The following is a 24,870-nucleotide window of genomic DNA, read 5'->3' on the forward strand; positions in this document are numbered from 1 at the left end:
GCTGCTCCCTTTTTCGTCGAGCCGGGACCCCGGCGCAGTTCCGCCACCGGATAGATAACCGCCGCCTGCGGTCTAGATGGCTACACCGGCCCCAACAGCGGCTCGGGTGAAAGCGCGTGCCGGCCACGATGGGCCGTGCACCTCGTCTTTACGCAGTCCATGGAGCTGTCTCGATGAGCAAAGAAGGTTCGGTGCGGGCGCCGCGCGGGGTGGTGCTGACCTATCCCAACCGACATCACGAGCCCCAGCACGAACGAAGCGTCCACGCCGCGCTGGCCGAGCGGCTGGCAGACTTGCTGGGTTACCACTACGGCGGCGACTACCGCCCCGGAACGGTACCGGGCGGGCACATCTACCTGGTGCCTTCGGGAACCATTGTCGGCAGTCAGGAGGCGCGCGAGCTCGGCCTGGAGGCTGAAACCGACCTGTTTGGCGGCTTCGTTCCGCATCCCTTCGTGCAAACCAAGGCGATTACCCATCCGCTGGTGCGCAGCGAGGCCGATGCGCCGGTGGGCTGGTCCAGGGACTTCTGTGCGCAGGTGCGCGACAGCGTCCTGCCCGGTTACAGCGCATTCACCCGTGATGATGCCCGGGATGCCGGGTTGCGCCTGCTGCATGAAGGCCCCGTGCGGATCAAGCCGGTGCGCGCCACCGGTGGCCGCGGGCAGGTCGAGATCCACGACGTGGCGGCGCTGGATCAGGCGCTGGCGGAACTCGACGAGCGAGAACTGGAAACCTATGGGCTGGTGCTGGAAAGCAATCTCGCACAGGTGACCACTTTCAGCGTCGGGCAAGTGCAAGTCGGCGATCAGCTGGCCAGCTACTACGGCACGCAGTGCCTGACGCCGGATAACAACGGTCAGCAGGTCTATGGTGGTTCCGATCTGGTGGTGGTCAGCGGCGATTTCGATGCGCTGCTGCGCTGCGATCTCGACGAGGCGACTCGTCTGGCCGTGGAGCAGGCCCGGGTCTATGACCGGGCGGCGCGCAGCTGCTTCCGGGGCCTGGTCGCCTCGCGGCGCAACTACGACATCGCCCGCGGTGTGGACGCCCGAGGCCGGGCCTGTTCCGGCGTGCTCGAGCAATCGTGGCGCATCGGCGGCGCCAGCGGTGCGGAAATCGCGGCGCTGCAGGCGCTGCGCGCCGACCCCGAACGGGTCGTGCACGCGGCGACTCGCGAGCTGTATGGCGAGAGTCAGGCGATTCCACCGGATGCCGAAGTGCTGTTTCGTGGTGAAGACAGCGAAATCGGTTTCGTGACCAAGTGCGTGGTGGTGCGGCATGGCAGCGCATAGCGAGGCAATCGACATCCTGGTCGATGAGGAGCACATCGCCGGGACCTTTCTGACGCCACCGCCGCGTATGCCCGGAGTGCTCTTCGTGCACGGCTGGGGCGGCAGCCAGCAGCGCGACCTGGAGCGCGCACGGGGCATCGCCGGGCTCGGTTGCGTGTGTCTCTCGTTCGACCTGCGCGGGCACGGTCAGACCTTCGCGCAGCAGCAGACCGTGACGCGCGAGCAGAATCTCAACGACGTTCTGGCTGCCTACGACATGCTGGCGGCTCACCCGCATATCGACCCGGCGGCCATCGCCGTGGTCGGGACCAGCTATGGCGGCTACCTGGCTGCGCTGCTGACCGGCTTGCGCCCCGTGAAGTGGCTGGCCCTGCGAGTGCCGGCGCTGTATCGCGACGAGGATTGGGCGGTGCCCAAGCGCCAGCTCGATCGCGCAGTGCTCAATGAGCTGCGCACCAGTCGCGTGCTGCCGACCGAGAACCGGGCCCTGGCGGCTTGCGCGCGGTTCGAGGGCGATGTGCTGCTGGTCGAGTCGGAGAAGGACCACCTGGTGCCGCACCAGACGATCATGAACTACCGGGCCGCCTTCCAGAAAACCCACTCGCTGACCCATAGGATCATCTTCGGCGCCGACCATGCGCTGAGCCATGAGCGCTGCCAGGAGGCCTACACCTCGATCTTGGTCAACTGGACGACCGAGATGGTCATCGGCGCGCGCCTGCACGAGCGCTCTGCTGGTGGTTTCCGCCCGGTCGGCGAGCCGCCGCCGAACTGAGTTCAGCGCGGCGGCGTGGGCGGTGGGTTGGGGCCGACGAAGCGGCTCCAGCGCCGGTCCAGCACCTGTTGCTTGAGCACCTCAAGCACATCGACGAGAACCTCTTCCAGGGCCAGATCGGTGTTTTCGTCCTGATACACCCAGGCGTCGAAGCACTTGTCGGCCAGGCGATTGGCCAGCGCCTGGAACTGCTCGCCGCGCAAGCCCTCGACAGCTGCCCTGATCAGCCGCGTGACAATATCTATGAGGGCCGTGTCCAGGCTGTCGGCCAGATGGCCACCAAGCGGCAGGCGACGCAGGCGGCGAATCTCCGGGGTGTCTTCCATGGCTTGGTGGATCAGCTGGCTGATGTACCCGTCGATGTCGCCGCGGTTATCGCGGTAGCCGCTCTCCAGCATGCTCTGCACGCGGCGCGCGATGTCGGCGATCAGCCGCTGCTTGCGCGGCCGGACCACCTCTTCGATCAGCCGGCGCGACAGGTCGTCGGTACTGCCGAGCTCCTGCTGCATGCGGCCGAACAGGCGCACCATCACCCGGTCGGAGAGTTCCTCGATCAGCAGCAGGTAATAGCGGTTGATCACCCCGTACAGCGCCCAAGTGCGCATGTCGATCACGCCCAGGCGCTGCAGGCGAATCAGCAGGGCGCCCACGCGCAGCACCCGCAGCCAGCGGAAACCGGAGAGCGGTATGCAGCCGAGCACGTCGTACCAATGGGCGAACGGGTAGTAGTACCAGCGCGCATAACGGCGCTCGAACAGGGCGATGGTCCAGCCGAGTAGCACATCGAACAGAAACACCGCCACGAAGGCCAGGTCGATGAGCGGAAAGTGGGCATGGACACGCTGGTCGTAGAGGCGGTGGGCAGCCGGCGCCACCTCGGCGATCAGCTGGTTGATCTGCGGCACCGCGAACAGGCTGTCGAACAGGATCAGCCCCAGGTTGAGGCAAACCAGCGCCACGACCAGCGCTTCCCAGGCCGCATGCAGGCCCTCGCGGGTCCGCATGCGCCTGTCGAGCGGTGAATCAGGCGTGCGTCGCATCGGGCGTGGCGGCCTGCCAGAGTACCTCGGCGCAGCCCTGGCGGCGCGCGATCAGGCGAGCCGCGACGAACAGCAGGTCGGACAGGCGATTCAGATAAGCCAGCAACACGGGCCGCAACGGCTCACTGGAGCTGAGTTGCTGGCAGCGTCGCTCGGCGGTGCGCGTCAGGCTGCGGCACAGATGGGCCTGCGCGATGAGGCGCGAGCCCCCCGGCAGGATGAACTCCTTGAGCGGGCCGAGTTCGGCATTCCAGCGATCGATCGCAGCCTCCAGGCGGGCGACTTCCGCCTCGTCGAGTGCCTGGTACTCGGGCATCGCCAGCTCACCGCCGAGGTCGAACAGGCGGTGCTGGCAGGGCGCGAGCACCGGAATCAGCTCATCGAGCGCCGGCCACTGGATCTGCGCTTCGGCCAGTTCGGCCAGCAGCAGGCCGAGGTGGCTGTTGAGGGTATCGACCTCGCCCATGGCCTCGACGCGTGGATGGTCTTTCGCCACCCTGCGGCCGTCGCCCAGGCCGGTTTCACCGCGGTCGCCGGTGCGGGTGTAGATCTTGGAAAGTCGGTTGCCCATTGCATGTCCTTGTCAGCTGTTGGCCGGCTCGGCTGTGGCCAGCGGTAAACGCAGGGTGAAGATGGCGCCCTGGCCGGGTTGCGACTGGACTTCCATCTGCCCCTTGTGATTGTTGGTGATGATGAAATACGAAACGGAAAGGCCCAGTCCGGTTCCCTGGCCGACCTCCTTGGTGGTGAAGAACGGCTCGAAGATGCGCTTGCGCACCGCCTCGGGAATGCCGCCGCCGTTGTCCTCGACCTGTATCTCCGCCCACGGCGGGTGGAACCGGGTGCGCAGGATAATCTGTCCCGGGCGGTCGCGGTCCTGCTTCTGGTGAATCGCCTGCGCCGCGTTCTTCAGCAGGTTGAGTAGCACCTGCTCCAGCTCGTTGCCGATGCAGGGCACGCGGTCGACCCGAGGGTCGAAGTCGCGGACGATACGGATGGCCTTGAAGTCGAAGCTGTCGAGCAGGGCGAAGTCGTTGCCGGCGATCTCCAGCGCCTGCTCGATCAGCCCGGTGAGCTGGCATTCGGCGAGCTGGCGGTTGCTCATGCGGCTGAAACTGAGCATGTGGCTGACGATCTTGGCCGCGCGCGAGCCGGCCTGCTGAATGCCGTCGAGCATCAGCGGGATTTCGCGCTTGTGCAGGTAGCGGTTGACGGCATCGAGGTGCACGCCGGTCTCCTCGGCCACCTCGCGGTTACGCTCCAGTTCGGGCGACAGGCGCCGGCGGATGTTCTGCACGTTGTGCAGGATCGCTCCCAGCGGATTGTTGATCTCGTGGGCCATTCCCGCCGCCAGGCTGCCGACCGACAGCATCTTTTCCGACTGCACCATCATTTCTTCCAGGCCGATGCGCTGGGTGATGTCGTCGATGCGGATCACCACGCCGCGTCCGGCGGCCCCGCTCAGCGGATAGAAAGTAAGGGTGTAATGCCGCATTTCATCGTTGCGCGTCCAGGTGACCCGCTCGATGACCTCCACCTCGCGGCGTTCGGCGGTCCGGCGGATCTGCGCGAGGTAGGGTTTGAGCGGCTCGAAGGCGATGAAGATCGGCTGGTTCAGCGCATCGTCCAGGGGGGTGCCGGACAGCACGCTGGCTTCGCGATTCCACTGCGTGATGTAGAGCTGTTCGTCGAGGGCGATCAGTGCGGACGGCATCGAGTCGATGATGCTGTTGAGGTAGTTCTGGAAACCGGTGAGCTTCTGCTCGATCTTGCTGCGTACCTGAACCTCCAGCTCCAGGCGACGGTTGGAGTTGCGCGTTTCCTCGGCCAGCCCCTGGGCCTGACTGAAGGCTTCCTGGGCATCGTCGCGGGCACGCTTGAGCTGCTGTTCGCGTGCCTCGATGCGCGACAGCATGGTGTTGAACGCATCGCCCAGGCGGCCGATCTCGTCGCCGTTGCCCGGCGCCGAACGCAGGGCGTAGTTTTCCTCGCGCGTGACCTGTCTGGACAGCGCCTCCAGGTCACGGATCGGTTGGGTGATCAGCCGACGGATCTGTCGTGCGACCAACAGCCAGAGCAGCAGGCTGATCACCAGGATCGCCGCGCTGGCGGTAAGCGTGCCGGTGTAGAAGGCGCCCGGCAGTTCGCTGCTGATCACCAGCAGTAGATGGCCGGGTGCGCCCGCTGCCTGGGGCAGCTCGCTGAGAAAGCTGGCGCGGATCTCGCCGGCGCGCCAGCTGGCGACCTCGTCCATGCGTTCCGGCAGCGGCAAGGCTTCACCGCGCTGGAGTTGGGCGTAGCGGTTGCCACGGGCGTCATAGATGGCCGCAGCCCGCAGCGGGGGATAGCCGCCGAGGCGTTGCAGAAAGGCTTGGGCGTCTTCGGCAGAGGTAAGGATGTCCTGGCTCAGGTGCGGCATCGAGGACAGCGCGCCGATGGTGTGCATCGCCTGGGGCGCGACGCTCTGGCGGGAGATCCAGTAGGCGGCGCTGATGAAGGCGAGATTGGACACCAGCAGCACGGCGGCGAGCAGGACCAGCAGCGCGGTGAGCAGCTTGCGGCCGACCGGCAGATTGGCGAGACGCTGACGCAGGTTCATCGGCTTGGCCGGGTTGCAGAGGGAGCCTGCAGGGTACCGGCTGTGTCAGTCGGGCGGCAATCCAAGCGCGATCAGCTTCGTCTGCAGGCGCCGCGCGAGCGCCTGCAGACGAGGCAGGGCGAGGCCCTGCTGCGCACCGGTGCGGCAGGCATGGCCGAGCAGGTAACCGATCTCCGTGCGTCGCCGCGCGGCCACATCCTGCTGCATGGATGAGTAGTTGGCGGCAGTCGCCTCGATCACCCGCAAGACCTCATCGGCCAGCGCGTCGGCAGCCTCCGCCTGGCCGATCGCCGTTAGCAGGTGCCCGAGCTCCTCGCACAACGCCAGCACTTCGCTGCGATGCTCGAGCAGGCCGCCGTTGCGGCAGTCGTAGAGCACGGTCAGCGGGTTGATGGCGCAGTTCAGCGCCAGCTTGCGCCAGAGCCGGGCGAGGATGTCTGGCGTCCAGTGCGCGCTGATCTGCGCCTGTTCCAGCGTGTTCAGCCAGGCAGGCGGCTGTGCGTCCTGCGGATCGCCCAGCCAGTTCTGTCCCTGGCCGGCGAACACGACTTCGAAGGGCGCCTGGCGGTAGGCGCCCTCGGTGCTCGAGATGAACAGGCTGCGCGCCTGCGGCCAGCGCTCGGCGATGCGCTGCTGGCTGCCGAGCCCGTTCTGTAACAGCAGGATTTCGCCGCCCGCTGCGAGGCGATGAGCAACCGAGGCGACCGCCGCTTCGGCGTCATAGGCCTTGCAGGCGACCAGCAGGCGTGCGATGGGGAACTCTGCGTTCGGCAGCTCCGCCGGCAGGTTGTGCCGCTGCCATTGACCGCCCGTCTGCAGGGCGAGCCCGCCGGCAGCGCGATAAGCTGCCAGTCGCGCCTCGTTGCGCAGGATCAGCTGCACGGCTTCACCGGCCTGGGCCAGCCGGCAGGCCCAGAGGCTGCCGAGGCTGCCGGCGCCCAGCACATGCCAGGTCATGCCGGTTGCTTCAGGCGTAGCGGGACGATACGGCCGGTGCTGTAGGCGCTGGGCAGCAGCGCGCCGGCCTGTTGCAACAGCTGTTCGGCATTGGTCGGCAGGCCGGAGGCATCCAGGGTGACCAGGCTGACCCCTGCCTTTACCGAAATGAAGCCTTCCTGAGTCTTGAAGGCCTTGAAATTGAGCCCTTCATGCAGACGCTTGAAACTGCTCGGCGAGCAGTTCTGCAGGTTGTCGACCTGGGCCAGCACGCCAAAATGCCGGTCGTCGATGCGCACCAGCGTATCGAGCGGGCGGACCAGCTGCTGCAGGTGCCGGGCCATCGCCTGCAGCACCTCCTCATAGGTTGCCTCGCCATGCTGCGCCCGGAGCTCGGGGCCGTTCTGCAGGCCGATGTGCAGGTAGCACAGGGCGGTGTTGCGGCTTTCCATCTGGCGCAACGTGGCCGCCAGGCGCTGCTCCAGATACCGGCGGTTGCCCAGCCCGGTAACCGCATCGACCTGATTGTGACGCTCCAGCGTGGCGACGTCGGCCGCCAGCTGGCGGTTCTCCTGCTTGAGCTGCTGCAGCGAGCCGCACAGGCGATCGGCGGCGAGCACGCGCGGCAGCAGCTGTTCATGCATCGCGGCCTTGCTGATGAAATCGTCGACGCCCTGATCGAATGCCTGGGCCAGCACCTCGACGCCGTCGCGCCCGGTCAGCAGGATGATGTAGGTGTAGTGACCGCTGCCGCCGTCGAGCTGGCGCACGCGAGCGGTGAGTTGCAAACCGTCCATTTCCGGCATCAGCCAGTCGGCCAGCAGGACGTGGGTCGGGCGTTCGGCCAGCTGACGCAGGGCGTCCTGGGCACTGCTGGCGAAGCGGACATCCCGGTAGCCGGCCTTGTTGAGCACGCGACCGATCATGACGCTGGAGAACTTGGCGTCGTCGACGACCAGGATTCCGAGTTGGGGGTTGGGCATGGGCAGACTCATCGAGAGGGGTGACATCCTTGTCGCTTCGCCGCGGGGCCAGCGGTCTCGTGTCGAGCAGTTATAATGACGGCGCATTCTCAACCGTCAAGCCAGGCGCGAGGGGCTTTGCCAACCGTCGCGCTACTGAATTGGAGAAGATTCAATGCCCTCGTTCGACGTGGTGTCCGAATTGGACAAGCACGAAGTGACCAATGCGGTCGATAACGCCATCAAGGAACTGGACCGTCGCTACGACCTGCGCGGCAAAGGCTCGTTCGAGCTGAAGGATCTGACCGTCCAGCTCACGGCCGAAGCCGATTTCCAATTGGAGCAGATGATCGAGATTCTCAAGTTGAGCCTCGTCAAACGCAAAGTGGATATCCAGTGCCTGGAGTTCAAGGATCCCTATGCCTCGGGCAAGGTCGTCAAGCAGGAAGTGACTATGCGCGAAGGCATCGACAAGGAGCTGGCGAAGAAGATCGTCGCGCTCATCAAGGACGCCAAGCTCAAGGTCCAGGCCGCCATCCAGGGCGAGCAGGTGCGCGTCACCGGCAAGAAGCGTGACGATCTGCAGGAGGCCATCGCCCTGCTGCGCAGCCAGGAACTGGGCATGCCGCTGCAGTTCAACAACTTCCGCGACTGATTACCTCGGCGGGGCGCGATGCCCTGCCAGGCGCCGGCATCGATGCCGGCGTTTTTGCATTGAAGGAGCAACCTTTTGGAATTGAACGTCGACTACCTGATCGATCTATCCGAGTCCTGGCTGCCGCTGGTCCTGCAGTATGCGGGGCAGCTGGGTCTGGCGCTGATCACGCTGGCGCTGGGCTGGTGGCTGATCAACGTGATTACCAGCCGCGTCGGGCGACTGCTGCAGCGCCGCCAGGTCGACCCGACGCTGCACGGCTTCATCGGCAGCCTGGCCAGCATCGTATTCAAGGTGCTGTTGCTGGTCAGCGTGGCGTCGATGGTCGGGATCGAAACCACGTCCTTTGTCGCAGCCATCGGTGCGGCCGGCCTGGCCATCGGCCTGGCGCTGCAGGGCAGCCTGTCGAACTTCGCTGGCGGCGTGCTGATCCTGCTGTTCCGTCCGTTCCGGGTCGGAGAGTTCATCGAGGCGCAGGGGGTCAGTGGCACGGTGGATTCGATCCAGATCTTCCACACCATTTTGCGCACGCTCGATAACAAGACGGTGATCATGCCCAACGGCAGCCTGTCGAACGGCAACATCATCAATTACTCGCGCCAGCCCCAGCGCCGCGTGGAGACGGCTGTCGGCATCGACTACAGCGCCGATATCAAGACCGCACGCCAGGTGCTGCTCGGTATCGCCGAGGACCCGCGCGTCCTGCGTGAGCCTGCGCCGGTGGTCGTGGTGACCGGGCTGGGCGACAACTCCGTGAACCTGGCGCTGCGCGTCTGGGTCGCGACGGCCGACTGGGGCGCGGTGAATGCCGAGTTTCTCGAGCAGGCCAAGGAGAAACTGGAAGCGGTCGGCATCGGCATTCCGTTTCCGCAGCGGGTGGTGCATCTGGTCCAGCAGTGAGCTGGCGCCCGAGCCCCAGGTCGGATCAAAAAAGCCCGCATCGAGTGCGGGCTTTTTTTCAGCTGCGTTCGGACACCGCCGCGGTTTCGGCCTCGTTCGGTGGCAGGTTGCCGCGCCGCCATTGCCAGAGGATCAGCACCAGCGTCGGGATACCGAGTAGGGCGGTCACCAGGAAGAAGTCGTGATAGCCGAGCTGCTCGACCATCACGCCCGAATAACCGCCCAGCAGGCGTGGCAGCAGCAACATCAGCGAACTGAGCAGCGCGTACTGCGTGGCGGAGAACTTCACGTTGGTCAGGCTCGACAGGTAGGCGACAAACGCGGTCGAGGCCAGGCCTCCGCTGAAGTTATCGCAGGAAATGGTCACGATCAGCATGTTCAGGTTGGCGCCCATTTCGACCAGCAGCATGAACATCAGGTTCGTCGCTGCCGAGGCCAGGCCACCGATGAAGAGGATCGGCAGGATGCTGAAACGCACGATCAGCAGACCGCCGAAGGCCGCGCCAAGCAGGGTCATCGCCAGACCGAACAGCTTGCTGACGCTGGCGATCTGGTCCTTGGAGAAGCCCTGGTCGATATAGAAAACGTTGGCCATCACGCCCATTACCGTATCCGACATGCGGTAGGTGGCGATCAGCCCGAGCAGCAGCAGGGCCTGCCAGCGATAGCGCAGGATGAAGTCGGTGATCGGCGTCAGCACCGGGCCCATCAGGATGCGCCCGGGCGCCGACAGACAGCCTGCGCAGATCAACAGATACATGGTGCCGCGCGGCCAGTAGCCGCCCCAGTAGGACTGGAACATGCCGGTGGTGGAGACGATGAGGATGATCAGTACGATCACCGACACCGCCTGGTGGACAAAGTCGAAGCGGGCGGGGCGCTCGCGCTGCGAGGCCTGGTGCAGCATCACCCGGACCGGTACCAGCAGCATCCGCCCCATCGGCGACAGGCTGCCGATGATGAACAGTGCGTACAGCGTGGCGCGCGGCCAGGCCTGGGCGATCAAGGCGTTGATCATTGCCGGAACCGAGATCAGCAACACCAGCAGCAGGCCGACGGCAGCCAGCTGGTGGTTGAAGCTGTAGCGCGGCGGGGTGCTTGGCAGCGGCGTGGCGACCTCCGGCTCGCTGATCACCAGACTGGTGATCAGCCCGGGCACGATCAGCAGGGCGAAGGCGACATAGGTGGCTGCCCAGGCTGCATGGTCATAGCCGAGGCTGCTCGAGCCCAGCCACTCGGCAAGAAACAGCGCGCCGGCGCTGGCCAGCAGCATGGCGACGCGATAACCGGTCATGTAGCTGGCTGCCAGCGTCGCTTGCAAGCGGTCTTCGGCGATTTCCAGGCGATAGGCGTCGATCGCGATGTCCTGGGTCGCCGAAGCGAAGGCCACCGCCACGGCCAGGGCGATCAGCAGGGTGAGGTTGTGCTGCGGATTGCACAGCGCCATGCCTACCAGCCCCAGCGCGATCACCGCCTGCGAAAGGACCAGCCAGGAGCGCCGCCGGCCCAGCCGGCCGAGCCAGGGCAGGCGCCATTGATCAAGCATCGGCGACCACACCCACTTGAACGCGTAGGCCAGGCTGATCCAGCTGGCGAAGCCGATGGTCTCGCGTGACACGCCGGCCTCGCGCAGCCACACCGACAGCGTGGAAAACACGAGGATTGCCGGCAGGCCGGCCGCGAAGCCGAGCAAGAGCAGGGCAATGCTGGCGGGACTGGCGTAGGCGAGGATGGCAGAACGCCAGGACTCACGGGACATACAGCGGTTTTCTACGACGATCGGGCGAAGCGCGCACTCTAACCGCTCGACTCCGTCGAACGCCAGCCGTGCCGACGCATGTCCACGCGGTCCTTGACGATGGTCAGGCCTTCGGCGCGCAGCCGCGCCCGCTGCTCGGCACCGGCCACCGAGCCGGCCGGCAGGCTGAGTCGGCCGCCGGCGGCGATCACCCGATGCCAGGGCAAGGTGGTGTCGTCCGGCAGTTGCGACATCAGCCGCCCCACCCAGCGTGCGGCGCGTCCGAGGCCGGCCAGTGCCGCCAGCTCACCGTAGCTGATCACCTTGCCCGGCGGAATCTGCGCCATGATCGCGTAGACGGCGCTGCGCCGTGCGGCCGGGTCGTCCGGCGAGGAAAAAGCAGAGAAGTTGTCAGGCATGGGGCCTCGCTTCGATCGGTCGCCGCTCGCTGAACTCGCATGCCGCCTGGCGGTCTCTGATTGCTGCAGCTGTGTGCATAGGGATAATGCCTCGCTTTTCCATGGCCCCCAACAAGTTGCCGTACTTCGATATGTTTTCCAGAACCCTGCTGTGCGCTTCGCTTTGCGCGTTTTCCCTGCCTGCTCTTTCCGACACCATCTGGCTGAAGAACGGCGACCGCCTGACCGGCAAGATCAGTGTGCTCGACGGCGGCAAGCTGCTCATCGAGACCGACTATGGCGGTTCCATTCCGGTCCAGTGGAAAAAGGTGCGAACCCTGCAGAGCGACCAGAAGCTGCTAATCAAGCTCGACGAGGTCACCGGCGAGGTGGCGCAGTCGATGCAGGCGGCCGAGGACGGCAAGGTTACGCTGACCAACGGTGGCGAGCCGCAGACCGTCGCGCTTGCCGACATCTCGCAGATCATTCATCCCAAGCCACTGATCCAGGATTTCCTCTGGGAAGGCAACGTCGATGTCGCGCTCGACTACAAGCGCGCCGAGAACGACACCGACGACTACGACATAGCGTTCGATACGAAGGCGCGCCACGGCCTCTGGCGGCACAACGGCAAGGCCAGTTACAACCGCGAGTACCGCGATGGCGTGACGGTGACCGACAACTGGGACGCCGAGTATGCGCTGGACCGTTTTCTCGATGACAAGTGGTTCTGGCAGGGCCGCCTGGACTACAAGCGTGACCAGATCGAGGACGTGCGCCGCCAGCGCACCGTGGGTACCGGTCCGGGTTATCAGTTCTGGGACAACGATCTGGGCGCATTCTCGCTGGCCGGGCTGATCAACCGCAGCGACTACGAGTTCGCCGATGGCAGCAAGGAGAATTTCTACCTGCTGGCCGGCAAGTGGGACTACAACCGTTACCTGATCGGCAAGACCTTCGAGCTGTTCAGCACCGGCGAACTGGGCAAGCCGCTGGAGGACGTGGCCGACTACTCGCTCGATGCCGAGGTCGGCCTGCGCTACAAGGTCACCGACTGGGCCTCGCTGAACATGAAGGCCGAAAAGGACATCATCAGCGGTGCCGACAGTGACCTGGACGAGACCCGCTACAGCCTCGGCTTTGGTGTCGGCTGGTAAGCGCGGCGGGTCTCTGCGCTCTTGCGGCCAGGCCCGCCTGCGGCGGGCTGGCTGGCTCGCGTGGTGACATCGATTACAGGCGCAAGCCGCCGTCGAGTTCGAGAATGCGTCCGCTGTAGTAGTCGTTCTCGAAGATGAACGCCACTGCCTGGGCGATCTCCAGCGGCTTGCCCATGCGCCGGAGCGGAATGCCGGCGGTCATCTTCTCCAGCGCTTCGGGCTTCATGCTGGCGACCATTTCGGTCTCGATGAAGCCAGGCGCGACGCCGGCCACGCGAATACCATAGCGCGCCAGTTCCTTCGCCCATACCACCGTGGCCGAGGCGACGCCCGCCTTGGCCGCCGAATAGTTGGTCTGGCCCATGTTGCCAGCGCGGGAAATCGAAGAGATGTTGACGATTGCGCCTTCGCACTTGAGTTCGACCATCTTCGCGGCCACCTCGCGGGTGCAGAGAAACACGCCGGTCAGATTGACATCGATCACCGCCTGCCATTGGGCCAGGCTCATCTTGCTGACCTGCCCATCCTTGACCTTCAGCAGCAGGCCATCACGCAGGATTCCGGCATTGTTGACCAGCCCGTGCAGCGCGCCGAAGTCGTTCACCACCTGGGCAACCATCGCTTCGACCTGCTCCTCACTGGCGACATTGCACAGATAGGCACGTGCCTCGCCGCCGGCCTGCTGGCAGGCGGCGACGGCTTCGCCCAGGCGCTCCTGGTTCAGGTCGACCAGCGCGAGGCGGGCCCCCTGGCCGGCCAGGTGTTCGGCCATCGCGCGTCCCAGGCCCTGGCCGCCGCCGGTGATGATGATGACTTTGTCTTTGAGCTGCATCCGAGCCTCCTGTTGTTGTTCGTTCCAAGCCTGCACGCGCCGAAACCGTTATGCTGGCGGCTTCAGACCTTTCGTGAGGATCCCGCCTTGAGCGCAGAATCCGCCAAGCATGCCCGACATCTGTTGCTCGAGGAATACCGCGGCGTGCTGTCCACGCAGTCGCAGGCAATGCCCGGGTTTCCCTTCGGTTCGGTGGTGCCCTACTGCCTCGACGAGCAGGGCAGGCCATTGATTCTCATCAGTCGGATCGCTCAGCACACGCGCAATCTCAAGGCCGACCCGCGCTGTTCGCTGCTGGTTGGCGAGCGCGACGCCGAGGACGTGCAGGCCGCCGGCCGTCTGACCCTGCTCGCCGAGGCCCGTCAGCTGGTCGAGGCCGACGCCATCGACGTGGCCGCACAGCGCTACTACCGGTATTTCCCCGATTCGCGGGATTACCATCGGGTGCACGACTTCGATTTCTGGGTACTGCAGCCGGTGCGCTGGCGCTACATCGGTGGTTTCGGTGCCATCCACTGGCTCGAGCAGGTCGCCCTGGCCAATCCCTTTGCCGGTGAGGGCGGCGCGGTGGAACGCTCGATGGTCGAGCATATGAACGAAGACCATGCGGCGGCCATCGCCCATTACGTGCGCGAGGCTGGCCTGCCGCAGGAGCCCAAGGCCAGCCTGGTGGGCATCGACAGCGAGGGCTTCCATCTGCGCATCGGCCAGCGCCTGTTCTGGCTCGCCTTTGCCGAGCCCTGCGCGACGCCCCAGGCGGTACGTCAGGCGCTGGTCGCAATGGCGCGCGCGAGTCGTTCAGCTGGGCTTCAGGCTGGCGAGGAATAATCCGGTTACAGGCTGCAGGGGCGTCGGCTTGAATTCACCCGCTGCCGCCGTCATCTATCGCTCACTGGAAGCCGGTTGCTTCCGTCAAGGATTCTCGATGCGAATATTCATGTTGCTGTTCCTGCTGTTTCCGCTCGCCGAGCTTTTTCTGCTGATCAAGGTCGGCAGCGAAATCGGCGCGCTGGCCACCATTCTGTTGCTGATCATCAGCGGCCTGGCCGGCATTCTGCTGATGCGCCTGGCGGGCTTTGCCACCGCCTGGCGCGCCCGCGAGCGGCTGGCGCACGGCGAGCTGCCCGAGCGCGAGATGCTCGAGGGGCTGATGATGGCGGTCGGTGGTGGGCTGCTGTTCCTGCCCGGTTTCATCAGCGACGTGCTGGCGCTGGTCATTCTTTTCCCGCCGACCCGCAAGCTGCTGTTCGGCTTCTTTGTCCGGCGGCTCGAGGCTCAGGCCGAGCGCCGGCGCGCCTTTGCCGACGACCTGCAGGCACGCTCCGCGCCACAGCGACCGAATGTGATCGAGGGCGAGTACGAACGCCGCGATCGCGACCAGTGATCGTCCCGTCCGACCGGCATGCCTTGGCATGCCGGTTTTCTTTTGCGCGCCACGAAATTTTCATCGGCAGCCCTTGAAATACCCTGGCGCGCCCGCATGTAGCGGTCACCGCAAGGTCGCTGTCGTACCGACAGTCCGTTTTTCGCGGCTCGCTCCTGGCGAGTCGCAACCGGCGAAGCCGGTATTTGCCAACCCGCCGATGAAGATCATCGGCATGGAACCACTCTACTAGGAGAGATCGACAATGAAGCTTCGTCCTCTGCATGACCGCGTCGTGATTCGTCGCAGCGAAGAAGAAACCAAGACTGCAGGCGGTATCGTCCTGCCGGGTTCCGCTGCCGAGAAGCCGAATCAGGGTGAGGTCGTCGCTGTCGGCGCTGGCCGTCTGCTGGACAACGGCGAAGTTCGTCCGCTGACCGTCAAGGTTGGTGACAAGGTGGTATTCGGCCCTTACTCGGGCAGCAACACCGTCAAGGTCGACGGCGAAGACCTGCTGGTGATGAGCGAGAACGAAATCCTCGCCGTCGTCGAAGCCTGATTCGCGCAAATCTCCGTCTGATAATTCAAGAATTGAGGATCAATCAAAATGGCTGCTAAAGAAGTCAAGTTCGGTGACTCCGCACGCAAGAAGATGCTGGTTGGCGTGAACGTCCTGGCCGACGCGGTCAAGGCCACCCTCGGCCCGAAAGGCCGCAACGTGGTGCTGGAAAAGAGCTTTGGCGCTCCGACCATCACCAAGGACGGCGTTTCCGTTGCCAAGGAAATCGAGCTGAAGGATCGCTTCGAGAACATGGGCGCCCAGTTGGTCAAGGACGTTGCCTCCAAGGCCAACGACGAGGCCGGTGACGGCACCACCACCGCTACCGTTCTGGCCCAGGCCATCGTCAACGAAGGCCTGAAGGCCGTCGCTGCCGGCATGAACCCGATGGATCTCAAGCGCGGCATCGACAAGGCGACCATCGCCATCGTCGCCGAGCTCAAGCAGCTGGCCAAGCCGTGCACCGACTCCAAGGCCATTGCCCAGGTCGGCACCATCTCCGCCAACTCCGACGAGTCCATCGGCCAGATCATCGCCGAGGCCATGGAGCGCGTGGGCAAGGAAGGCGTGATCACCGTCGAGGAAGGTTCGGGCTTCGAGAACGAACTGTCCGTCGTCGAGGGCATGCAGTTCGACCGCGGCTACCTGTCGCCGTACTTCATCAACAAGCCGGACACCATGGTGGCCGAGCTGGACAACCCGCTGCTGCTGCTGGTCGACAAGAAGATCTCCAACATCCGCGAACTGCTGCCGGTGCTGGAAGGTGTCGCCAAGGCCGGTCGTCCGCTGCTGATCGTGGCTGAGGACGTCGAAGGCGAAGCGCTGGCCACCCTGGTCGTGAACAACATGCGTGGCATCGTCAAGGTCGCGGCGGTCAAGGCACCGGGCTTCGGTGATCGCCGCAAGGCCATGCTGCAGGACATCGCCATCCTGACCGGCGGTACCGTGATTTCCGAAGAAGTCGGCCTGAGCCTGGAAACCGCTACCTTGGAGCACCTGGGTAACGCCAAGCGCGTCGTGCTGAACAAGGAAAACACCACCATCATCGACGGCGCTGGTGCCCAGGTCGACATCGAAGCTCGCGTGGCGCAGATCCGCAAGCAGATCGAAGACACCACTTCCGACTACGACAAGGAAAAACTGCAAGAGCGTCTGGCCAAGCTGGCCGGCGGTGTTGCCGTGATCAAGGTCGGTGCCGGTACCGAAGTCGAGATGAAAGAGAAGAAGGCCCGTGTCGAAGACGCCCTGCACGCGACCCGTGCGGCCGTCGAAGAAGGCGTGGTGCCTGGCGGTGGTGTGGCGCTGGTGCGTGCCCTGCAGGCCATCTCCGAGCTCAAGGGTGACAACGAAGACCAGAACGTCGGTATCGCGCTGCTGCGTCGCGCCGTCGAGGCTCCGCTGCGTCAGATCGTGGCCAACGCTGGTGGCGAGCCGAGCGTGGTGGTCGACAAGGTCAAGCAGGGTTCGGGCAACTACGGCTTCAACGCCGCGTCCGACACCTACGGCGACATGATCGAGATGGGTATCCTCGATCCGGCCAAGGTCACCCGTTCCGCGCTGCAGGCGGCTGCCTCCATCGGCGGTCTGATGGTCACCACCGAAGCCATGGTTGCCGAAGTGGTAGAAGACAAGCCGGCCCCGGCGATGCCGGACATGGGCGGCATGGGTGGCATGGGCGGCATGATGTAAGTCGCTGAGCCCTCGCTCCAGAAGAACCCCGCCTCGTGCGGGGTTTTTCTTTTTGTGGCGGATTGTTTTCAGGCAGACGACCGTCGGTCGCAAAGTTGGCGGCACGAAAACCCCTGGGCTAGGGTCAATAAAGCCCCACTCTCAAGGACTTGCGCGATGAAGCTTGAAATTGCACGAGGAGTTTTCCTCGTCGGCGCCCTTGGCGTCGCATCGCTGTGCTTCGCGGCGTGGAACCAGCCCTCACCGGGCGTGGTGCGCGGCAACCTGGACCGCGACCATTGCCCGATACCCGCCGGCATGCGGGTCGAGACGCTGCAGGTTCGCCCCGACGCCGACCTGCTGCTGTTCCTCTACGGCATGTCCCAGCAGCTGGGCGTGCGCGGCTGAACCAGCCGGCGCGCGGCGATCAACCGCCCAGGCGGGCGGTGACCTCGTTGAGCTGCGTGGCCAGGCCGTGGAGGTTGCGGCTGGCGCTCTCGGTGCGTTCGACGTTGTGCTGGTTGGCGTCGGCGATGGCGGTGATCTCGGTCAGATTGCGCGAGATGTCCTCGACCACCGACGTCTGCTCTTCTGCCGCCGTGGCGATCTGCCGGTTCATGTCGCGGATGGCTTCTACCGCCTGGCTGATCTGCTGGAGCGATTGGCCCGCTTCGGTCACTTGCGCGAGGCCGGCGTCGCTGTGCTGGCGCGTGTTGTCGATCGCGCTCACGGCATCCGTCGCACCGTTCTGGACGGCGGCAATGATCTGGTGAATCTCCGCGGTGGACTCGGCAGTCCGCTGCGCCAGGGTGCGTACCTCGTCCGCGACCACGGCAAAGCCGCGTCCGGCCTCGCCGGCACGCGCCGCTTCGATGGCCGCGTTGAGCGCCAGCAGGTTGGTCTGGTCGGCGATCCCGCGGATCACGTCGAGCACCTTGCCGATACGGCCGGTATCGTCTTCCAGCTGGCCGATGACCGCGCTGGTGGTGGCGATCTCGCTGCTCATGCGGCTGATGGTGTCGATGGTCGCGTTCATCACCGCCTCGCTGCGATGCGCCGAATCATCGGCGGCGTCGGCTGCCTGGGCGGCTTCGGCGGCATGACGGGAGACCTCCTGCGCCGTCGCGGACATCTCGTGCATCGCCGTCGCGACCTGGTCGGTACGGCTGAACTGCTCGCGCGCACCCCCGGCCATCTGCGCGGCGATGCCGCTCAGCTCGCCGCTCGCGCCATCCAGGTCGGCGGAACTCTTGCGCAGCTGGGCAAAGGTGTCGGCAAGGAAATCGCGCAGCGTATTGGCGGCCCGGGCCAGTTGCCCAAGCTCGTCGCGCCGCGAGACGTCAAGTCGTGCGCCGAAGCGACCGTGGCTGAGTTCGGTGACATGGCCGATGAGCATGCCGATGGGGGCGATCAGGTTGCGGTTGACCAGCCACAGGCTGAGCAGGGCGACCAGCACACTGGCGATCAGCATCAGCAGCGGGCCGGCCAGGGCGGCTGTCTCGGCGCTGTCACGGATGGCGCTTGAGGATTGCGCGGCCTTGGCGGCGAGCTTGTCGACCAGCTCGCTCAGCTGGCTGCTGGTGGCACGGTCAATACCGGCGACCGCTCGATCGCCGGCCCGTGGATCATTGCCGGCGGCGGCGAACGCATCCAGCCCCTGGCGATAGGCCTGGCCCAGCCGGCCATGCTCGTCGCGCAGTGAACGCACGGTGGCGCTGAGTGCCGGGTCGTCGGCGACCTGCTGCAACAGCTCGCCGAGCAAACGCTGGACCTTTGCCTCCTGATCCTGAAACTGCTGCCAGTAGCGGGTACGCTGGGCGTCGTCCTGGCCACGCAGCAGCACGTTCTTCCACTCCTGAACCTGCGTCTTGAATTCGAGGTTGACCTGCTCGATCAGCTGCGATTCGCGGATCGGGCCGTCAAGCAGCTCGGCGAACTCGCTCACCTGGCGCGACAGCAGTTGGGTACACAGCAGGGCGATGCAGAGCAGCACCAGCAAGCTGCCGGCGATCAGGCCGAGCAACTTCGCGCGCAGCGACGTTTGGAACATGGAAACGAGACCTCGATACGTCTTGGAGGGGCGGCTGCCCGACGCAGAATGGGTCGGCCGGGTAGGTGGGAACTTGAATCAGGCCAGCCGCAGATGGTTGTCCCAGAGCCCGGCCGGCAGCGCCAGTGGCTCGGCGGCGATGCGCTCGCCGCGGCAATCGAACAGTCGACAGCGGCCTTGCCCGGAGCTGACGACGAAGCCGTCGGCAACGGCGGCAACGCCCGCGCAGTCCGGCAGGTGTACTTGCTGGCGCAGCGTCGCGCTGTCGAGGTCCCAGAAGAAGACGCTATTGCCGCGCGGCGCGGTGACCGCCAGCAGACGCAGCTCGTCGTGGATCGCCAGGCTCGCGGTGTACTGGCGCATGGTCTGGCGCACGTCCTCGCTCAGCGGGAAGGGCTGAAACGCCTGGCCGGGGCGCTTGATCGCGACCAGCGGCGCGTGATCGAGTGGGTCGCCCTCGTATTGCTGGCCTGAAACCACAGTGCCGTCGGCGGCCACGGCCAGGTGCCGTACGCTGTTCATCCGCTCGGGCAGTTGTTCCTTGCTGACCAGGGTGCCGTCCCGGCGCAGCAGCACCAGGCTGGGCTCCATCGCGTCGAGGTTCATCATCTCGCGGCTGTCGGCTTCGGTGCGGATGCCGCCGTTGGCGATCACCAGCGTCTCGCCGTCCGGCATCCAGAGCAGCTGGTGCGGGCCGATGCCGTGGGTGGCATGCTCGCCGACGCGTTGCAGGCGCCGTTCCTCGACCCGATAGATGCCAAGCACGCCGCGGCCGGCATCGGTGGTGTCGTTTTCGGTGCTGTAGAACCAGTCGCCGCTGGCATGAAACACGCCATGGCCGTAGAAATGCCGGTCCGCGGGGGCGGCGAGCACCTGCAGCAAGGTGCCGTCGCGGCTGTCGAGCAGGTAGCTTTCACGGCTGGGCCGGCGCCCGACGAACACCACCAGCGGCAGGTGCGGATGGGCGTAGACGTCGTGGCAACGTTCCTTGACCGGCGTGGCGAACACGCGGCTGCCATCGAGGCGATAACCAACGGCATAGTGGCGACCGTCCGCGCCGTCGCGAGCGGAGAAGAGCATCGGTGCGTGGCCCTGGCGCGAGAGCGTCCAGCCACCGACGGCGCCTGCGGCGAGCAGGGCCGAGCCAAGGCCGAGCAGGGTGCGGCGCTTCATGCTCAGTCTCCGTCGTGGGCGTTGAAGCCGATCTGCACGCCGAGAGCGCGGGCCAGCTCGGTCTGGTGCAGGCGATGCAGCGCGTCCAGCTGCTTGTACAGCGCGGACAGCTGATCACGTCCTTCGGCCTCGGCGAGGCGCTCGGCAAAGGGGGGCTGCACGGCGGCGATCCCGGCCCGCAGTTCGGCGTAACCCTGGTCGATGCGTTCGGCGAGCGAGCTCTGGCTGTCGTCGAGCAAGGCGCGCAGGCCATTGCCCTGGTCGCCTTGCCAGAGTCGCTGCGCTGCGGCGAGCGCTGCATCCAGGCTGGCGAGGGTGGTGTCGCTGCGCCAGCCTTCGGCCTGGAACGGCTGCGGGTGTCCCTTGGTCTGCCGGCCGAGCGGGGCGCCGAGCTTCTTCTTCAGCCCGTCGAGCGCATTGACCTGCACGCGCAGCAACTCGGCGACCGCCTCGCGTGGCTCGGCATAGCGGCTGCTGGGAAACTCCAGCAATTGAGCGACCATGCCTTCCTTGGCCTTCCACTGCTCGACGATACCTGCCGAGAGGCGCTGCTGGTGCTCGCCGATGGCCACCAGCAAGGGGCAATAGCGCGCCCGCGTGGCAGGCTCGGAAATGGCCAGATCGGGATCGAACAGGATGTATTCGTAGGCGGTCAGCCCCTGGACGACGACGCTCGCTTCGTCGAGATCGGCGCGCGTCAGGTCCGGCTTGTCATCCAGCAGGCGATTGACCTGGCGTGCGACCAGGTTCTTCTTGTCCGGCCAGAACTGCACCTGCCAGGCCGTATTGCCTTCGCCCAACGGGCCGATCAGCAGAGGTTGCAGCCCGGCCCAGGCGGTCTGTGCCTCGACGAAGGCCTGCCGCGCCTGATCCAGCGGTTCGTTGTCGGCGCAGAAGGCGATGGCACTGGCGGCCAGGCGGCGGTCGGTTTCTGCCCAATCGACGTAGGCCGGCAGCAGCACCTGTTCGGTCAGCGCCTTGCTGGTTTCGGCGAACGGGTCGGCAGGGCTGCAGGCAGTGAGCAACAGGCTGCCGAGCAGGGCGCCGGTGATACCGCCAAGTACGGATCTGAGTGCCATGGTTCCTCTTCAGGCCGGGGTTTCCGGCGGGCTATGCCGCAGCGAGCCGGCTGCGGCGGGTGAGTCAGAGCGATTCCAGAAAGCGCAGCAGTGCGGCGCGTTCGGTCTGGTCGAAGGTCAGCACGGTCTGGCGCGCCGTTTCGGCTTCGCCACCATGCCAGAGAATCGCCTCCATGAGATTGCGCGCACGACCATCATGGAGAAAGCGGGTATGCCCGCTGACCGCCTGGGTCAGGCCGACGCCCCAGAGCGGTGGGGTGCGCCACTCGCGGCCCGTGGCCTCGAACTCCGGGCGGCCGTCGGCGAGCCCATCGCCCATGTCATGCAGCAGCAAGTCGGTATAGGGGCGAATGACCTGTCCTGCCAACTCCGGCTCGACACCGCTGCTGGCGGTGGTGAACTGCGGCGTATGGCAATTCTGGCAACCGGCGCGATGGAACAGGCGCTTGCCGGCCAGAACCTCGGGATGATCGACGTCGCGTCGCATCGGTACGCCGAGGTTGCGGGTGTAGAACAGAACCTGCGCCAGAATAGAGTCACTGACCTCCGGCTCGCCACCATGCGGCATCTCGGCACAGGCGCTCTGCGCATCGGTGCAGCTGCTGCCGCTGAACAGGCTGGTGCTCAGGCCCATGTCGTTGAAGAAGGCGTCGGCATTCTGCTGGTTCAGCGTCGGTTGCCCGGCCTTCCAGCCGAAGCGACCGATCACGGTGTCACCGCTGACCTGGTCGTAGACCCGGTTCGGTCGCCCGGAAATCCCGTCACCGTCTCGGTCCTCCGGGTCGGCATTGGCCAGCAGCGCCTGTTCCGGAATTGCCTCGAGCAGTCCCAGGCCGATCATCTGCGGGGCGGTGCGCAGCGAGAACAGCGTGTCGGGGTGCAGCGGGCCATAACCCAGCTCGCTGAGCTGCAGTATCGGTGAGCGCAGTTCGACCTCGTGGCCATCGGCGAAGCGAACCCGCCGGGTGTCGTACCGCAGGCGCACGCGAGCCTCGGGCGCGATGCCGGGAATGGCCATGTCCTGTAGTTGGCCACCGTAGGTCGGCTCCGGTGCAATGCCCCGCTGGCGCACGACCTCGCTGTGCTCGGGCCCGGCGGGTATCGACAGGCGCACCAGCATGGACACGGCGCTGGTCGCGGTTTCATCCGGCGCATGCCCGCGACCATCCTTGATGTGGCAGCTCTGGCAGGCATTGGTGTTCAGCAGGGGGCCCAGTCCGTCGCGCGCTGTCGTCGACGCCGGTGCGATCACCCAGGGGTTGCGGAAGAAACTGTTACCGACGCTGAAGTCCAGCCGGCGCATGGGAGAGAGGTTCGCCGACGGCTGCGAGAAGGCGTTCTGATCGTACTGCCTGACGCTGGTCGCGCCGCCACTGAAGGCCTCGCCGGGTTCGGCCGCGGCGAAGCGATCGGGCGCTTTATCGCAGGCGCTGATTCCGAGGATGACGAGAGCGGCGAGAGACAGACGAGCGAGGAGGGGCATGACGATCGGGGATGGCGAAACGAAGGCTTAATCTTAGCAGGCTAAGCGAGCTTGAATAAGAGCTGTTTTCATTTATCCAAGGCTTGCGCGGGGCAAGCGGGGGTGCGGATTGCCCGCACCCCCTGGCGGTCAGAACTGATGGTCGGCGGTATCCGGATTCAGGTCGGAGATGCCCAGCGCAGCGGCGGCCTGCTCGATGGCGGCAGTCTGCTTGACCAGCGCGGCGATGGCGTTACGCACCTTTTCCTGGCCCTCGGCGTTGTCCGCGGCGATCAGCTGGTCGAAGGCCTCGCCTTGTTCGGCGCTGGCGACAAGAACCTGAAGCTTGGCTTCGGTGCTCTCCAGATCGGTCTTCAGCGTGCTGTCGACCTCAGGGCTGTTGGCGGCCACCAGCGACGACAGGCTCGGGCCGGTCAGGGTGCTGCCATCGATACGCTGATACTCGCCCAGATACACGTTGCGGATGCCCTTGGCGTTGTAGAAGTGCGAGTTGTGCGTGTTGTCGCTGAAGCAGTCATGCTCGTCTTCGGTGGAATTCGCCTCCAGCGCCACCTTCATCCGCTCGCCGGCGAGCTCGCCGAGCGACAGGCTGCCCATGCCAAAGAGCATCTTGCGCAGGCCGTTCTTGGCAGGTTCGGCGAGCAGAGAGGCTCGGTAGTTGCCATCGTTACCAGCCTTCCATTGCTCGACCATTTCGGCCAGATCGCTGACCAGGAGCTCGGTCGCCGCTTTCAGGTAGGCGCGACGACGGTCGCAGTTGCCGCCGGTGCAGCCTTCGCCCTCTACGAAATCGCTGACCGGACGCTGGCCGGCGCCGGGGTTGGTGCCGTTGAGGTCCTGGCCCCAGAGCAGAAATTCGATGGCGTGGTAGCCGGTGGCGACGTTCGCTTCGGACCCCGCCAGTTCATTGAGGCTGGCCAGCTTCTCGCCGGTGATCTCGCTGATGTCGATCTTGTCTTCGCCGATCTGGATCTCGCGGTTGGCGATGATGTTGGCGGTGGCGCCCGGGTTGCCCAGGGCATGCTGGTAGTCGCCTTGCACGTAGTCGATCAGCCCCTCGTCCAGCGGCCACGCATTGAGCTGGCCTTCCCAGTCATCGACCACCGGGTTGCCGAAGCGGAACACCTCGGTCTGCATGTAGGGCACGCGCGCGGCCAGCCAGGCCTGCTTGGCGGCATCCAGCGTCTGCTCGTTGGGGTTGGCGAGCAGGGCGTCGACCGCGTCCTGCAGCTTCACGCCGGCGGCATGCGCATCGCTGAAGATCGCCAGCGCGAGATCGGCGTAATGTTCGACCACGGCCTTGGCTGCGGCCTGGTCGAGCTTGGCGGCCTGGTCGGCGGCCGGTGCCTGGGTGGTCGCTTCGGGCGCGGCGGTCTGGTTATAGGGCTCTTCCTTCTCGCAGCCTGCCAGGGAGACAGCAACGGCCAGCAGGGTAACGGTTGCCCAAGTGGGGGTGCGTAGCATGAGCGGGGTCCTTTTGCGTTCGAACATCGGCCTCAGTCGGGGAGGCCGTAGGGACAGTAATAATGCGAAAGATTTGCATTTTGTGCAAAGGCAATGCGTGAGCCGCCTCTCCGTCATCTTGCCGGCTGACCGCTAGAATGCTGGCCATTCGACTGCGCTGGAGGCGCCACCATGAGTCTGACCACGGTAATCGTTCTCGTATCGGGATTCTTCATTGCCGCGTATGCGGTGATTCTCTACAACGGCTTGGTGCGGCTGAAGCACGGGGTCGGCAAGGCGTGGGCGAACATCGATGTGCTGCTGCGCCAGCGACACGAGGAGCTGCCCAAGCTGGTCGAAACCTGCAAGCAATACATGCAGCACGAGCGCAACACGCTCGAGCAGGTGATCCGTGCGCGTGGCGAAGTGGCCAGTGCGCGCGAGCTGGGCGACATCGGCTCGCTGGGACGGGCCGAAACCGGCCTGCGGAGCAGTCTGGGGCGGCTCTTTGCGCTGGCTGAAAACTACCCGCAGCTAAAGGCCGACAGCAGCTTCGCGCACCTGCAGCAACGCATCTCCGGCCTGGAAAGCGGCATCGCGGATCGCCGGGAGCTGTACAACGAAGCGGTAAACCTCAACAACGTACGCATCGAGCAGTTTCCGGATGTGCTGCTGGCGCGGCTGTTCGGTTTCAAGCCGGCGTCTTTGCTCGTGTTCGGCGAGGCGGAGAAGGCCGACGTCAATCTCAAGGCGCTGTTCGGCTGA

General features: G+C 65.5%; 24 protein-coding genes. 11 read left to right on the forward strand and 13 right to left on the reverse strand.

The genetic code is table 11. The features are described from left to right. Positions 1-173 precede the first annotated feature (173 nt). Positions 174-1,295: a DUF3182 family protein gene (locus AC0KXH_RS05080; RefSeq protein ID WP_165563870.1), complete on the forward strand. Its 1,122-nt coding sequence runs from the start codon at positions 174-176 to the stop codon at positions 1,293-1,295. Further along, entirely contained in the window at positions 1,282-2,070 is a 789-nt protein-coding gene (locus AC0KXH_RS05085; protein ID WP_165563869.1) for an alpha/beta hydrolase family protein, read from the forward strand. Before AC0KXH_RS05080 ends, AC0KXH_RS05085 begins: the two co-directional genes overlap by 14 nt. 2 nt (positions 2,071-2,072) lie before the next feature. Here AC0KXH_RS05085 and AC0KXH_RS05090 read toward each other — a convergent pair whose 3' ends face one another. From AC0KXH_RS05090 to AC0KXH_RS05110, 5 genes are read right to left on the reverse strand one after another with little or no spacing between them, the layout of a single operon-like run. Continuing rightward, positions 2,073-3,074, reverse strand: coding sequence for an ion transporter (locus AC0KXH_RS05090; RefSeq protein WP_488224275.1), 1,002 nt, complete (start codon positions 3,072-3,074; stop codon positions 2,073-2,075). Between the two features lie 19 nt (positions 3,075-3,093). Next, entirely contained in the window at positions 3,094-3,681 is a 588-nt protein-coding gene (locus AC0KXH_RS05095; RefSeq protein WP_041107437.1) for a cob(I)yrinic acid a,c-diamide adenosyltransferase, read from the reverse strand. Positions 3,682-3,693: 12 nt separating this feature from the next. Continuing rightward, on the reverse strand, positions 3,694-5,709 hold the full coding sequence (locus AC0KXH_RS05100) for a sensor histidine kinase (protein ID WP_041107435.1): 2,016 nt from the start codon (positions 5,707-5,709) through the stop codon (positions 3,694-3,696). Between the two features lie 45 nt (positions 5,710-5,754). After that, complete coding sequence (locus AC0KXH_RS05105) at positions 5,755-6,666, reverse strand: putative 2-dehydropantoate 2-reductase (RefSeq protein ID WP_212739471.1); 912 nt, start codon at positions 6,664-6,666, stop codon at positions 5,755-5,757. Then, on the reverse strand, positions 6,663-7,628 hold the full coding sequence (locus tag AC0KXH_RS05110; RefSeq protein WP_488224276.1) for a GGDEF domain-containing response regulator: 966 nt from the start codon (positions 7,626-7,628) through the stop codon (positions 6,663-6,665). Before AC0KXH_RS05110 ends, AC0KXH_RS05105 begins: the two co-directional genes overlap by 4 nt. Positions 7,629-7,782: 154 nt before the next feature. Between AC0KXH_RS05110 and AC0KXH_RS05115 the strand changes: the two genes are divergently transcribed. Further along, positions 7,783-8,262, forward strand: a complete 480-nt coding sequence (locus tag AC0KXH_RS05115; RefSeq protein ID WP_041107429.1) for a YajQ family cyclic di-GMP-binding protein — start codon at positions 7,783-7,785, stop codon at positions 8,260-8,262. A 75-nt stretch (positions 8,263-8,337) separates the two neighbouring features. Continuing rightward, positions 8,338-9,162: a mechanosensitive ion channel family protein gene (locus AC0KXH_RS05120; RefSeq protein ID WP_041107427.1), complete on the forward strand. Its 825-nt coding sequence runs from the start codon at positions 8,338-8,340 to the stop codon at positions 9,160-9,162. A 58-nt stretch (positions 9,163-9,220) separates the two neighbouring features. On the opposite strand, the gene AC0KXH_RS05125 is transcribed toward AC0KXH_RS05120, so the two are convergent. Further along, a complete protein-coding gene (locus tag AC0KXH_RS05125) occupies positions 9,221-10,921 on the reverse strand; it encodes an AmpG family muropeptide MFS transporter (protein WP_041107426.1) in 1,701 nt (566 codons plus the stop codon). 38 nt (positions 10,922-10,959) lie between these two features. Next, positions 10,960-11,319, reverse strand: coding sequence for an MGMT family protein (locus tag AC0KXH_RS05130; RefSeq protein WP_041107424.1), 360 nt, complete (start codon positions 11,317-11,319; stop codon positions 10,960-10,962). 131 nt (positions 11,320-11,450) lie between these two features. On the opposite strand from AC0KXH_RS05130, the gene AC0KXH_RS05135 reads away from it, so the two are divergent. After that, the gene (locus AC0KXH_RS05135; RefSeq protein WP_061340612.1) at positions 11,451-12,455 is read left to right on the forward strand and encodes a DUF481 domain-containing protein; all 1,005 of its coding nucleotides are present in this window, start codon (positions 11,451-11,453) and stop codon (positions 12,453-12,455) included. 73 nt (positions 12,456-12,528) lie between these two features. Here AC0KXH_RS05135 and AC0KXH_RS05140 read toward each other — a convergent pair whose 3' ends face one another. After that, on the reverse strand, positions 12,529-13,287 hold the full coding sequence (locus AC0KXH_RS05140) for an SDR family oxidoreductase (protein ID WP_061340576.1): 759 nt from the start codon (positions 13,285-13,287) through the stop codon (positions 12,529-12,531). 87 nt (positions 13,288-13,374) lie between these two features. On the opposite strand from AC0KXH_RS05140, the gene AC0KXH_RS05145 reads away from it, so the two are divergent. From AC0KXH_RS05145 to AC0KXH_RS05165, 5 genes are all read left to right on the forward strand, one after another. Beyond that, positions 13,375-14,115 carry a HugZ family pyridoxamine 5'-phosphate oxidase gene (locus tag AC0KXH_RS05145; RefSeq protein ID WP_165563865.1) on the forward strand — a complete coding sequence of 247 codons (741 nt, stop codon included), beginning with the start codon at positions 13,375-13,377 and terminating at the stop codon, positions 14,113-14,115. A 97-nt stretch (positions 14,116-14,212) separates the two neighbouring features. Further along, the gene (locus AC0KXH_RS05150; RefSeq protein WP_212739473.1) at positions 14,213-14,671 is read left to right on the forward strand and encodes an FxsA family protein; all 459 of its coding nucleotides are present in this window, start codon (positions 14,213-14,215) and stop codon (positions 14,669-14,671) included. Positions 14,672-14,915: 244 nt separating this feature from the next. Next, positions 14,916-15,209 carry a co-chaperone GroES gene (locus AC0KXH_RS05155; protein WP_041107421.1) on the forward strand — a complete coding sequence of 98 codons (294 nt, stop codon included), beginning with the start codon at positions 14,916-14,918 and terminating at the stop codon, positions 15,207-15,209. A gap of 48 nt (positions 15,210-15,257) precedes the next feature. Further along, positions 15,258-16,898 (forward strand): chaperonin GroEL, encoded by a 1,641-nt coding sequence (gene groL / locus AC0KXH_RS05160; RefSeq protein ID WP_041107420.1) that lies wholly within the window; start codon positions 15,258-15,260, stop codon positions 16,896-16,898. 156 nt (positions 16,899-17,054) lie between these two features. Then, positions 17,055-17,285, forward strand: coding sequence for a hypothetical protein (locus tag AC0KXH_RS05165; RefSeq protein WP_041107419.1), 231 nt, complete (start codon positions 17,055-17,057; stop codon positions 17,283-17,285). 19 nt (positions 17,286-17,304) lie between these two features. Here AC0KXH_RS05165 and AC0KXH_RS05170 read toward each other — a convergent pair whose 3' ends face one another. The 5 genes from AC0KXH_RS05170 to AC0KXH_RS05190 all read right to left on the reverse strand — a co-directional run bounded on the left by AC0KXH_RS05170 (position 17,305) and on the right by AC0KXH_RS05190 (position 24,126). Next, entirely contained in the window at positions 17,305-18,927 is a 1,623-nt protein-coding gene (locus AC0KXH_RS05170) for a methyl-accepting chemotaxis protein (protein ID WP_488224277.1), read from the reverse strand. A 78-nt stretch (positions 18,928-19,005) separates the two neighbouring features. Continuing rightward, positions 19,006-20,100 (reverse strand): DUF1513 domain-containing protein, encoded by a 1,095-nt coding sequence (locus tag AC0KXH_RS05175; RefSeq protein WP_488224278.1) that lies wholly within the window; start codon positions 20,098-20,100, stop codon positions 19,006-19,008. A gap of 2 nt (positions 20,101-20,102) precedes the next feature. Next, positions 20,103-21,179 carry an imelysin family protein gene (locus AC0KXH_RS05180; RefSeq protein WP_488224279.1) on the reverse strand — a complete coding sequence of 359 codons (1,077 nt, stop codon included), beginning with the start codon at positions 21,177-21,179 and terminating at the stop codon, positions 20,103-20,105. A 64-nt stretch (positions 21,180-21,243) separates the two neighbouring features. Then, positions 21,244-22,662: a di-heme oxidoreductase family protein gene (locus AC0KXH_RS05185; protein ID WP_165563862.1), complete on the reverse strand. Its 1,419-nt coding sequence runs from the start codon at positions 22,660-22,662 to the stop codon at positions 21,244-21,246. A 129-nt stretch (positions 22,663-22,791) separates the two neighbouring features. After that, positions 22,792-24,126, reverse strand: a complete 1,335-nt coding sequence (locus AC0KXH_RS05190; protein WP_041107581.1) for an imelysin family protein — start codon at positions 24,124-24,126, stop codon at positions 22,792-22,794. Between the two features lie 171 nt (positions 24,127-24,297). Here AC0KXH_RS05190 and AC0KXH_RS05195 point away from each other — a divergent pair, with 171 nt between their 5' ends. Beyond that, positions 24,298-24,870 (forward strand): LemA family protein, encoded by a 573-nt coding sequence (locus tag AC0KXH_RS05195; protein ID WP_041107414.1) that lies wholly within the window; start codon positions 24,298-24,300, stop codon positions 24,868-24,870.

This window comes from Stutzerimonas sp. CXK-1, assembly GCF_057738225.1.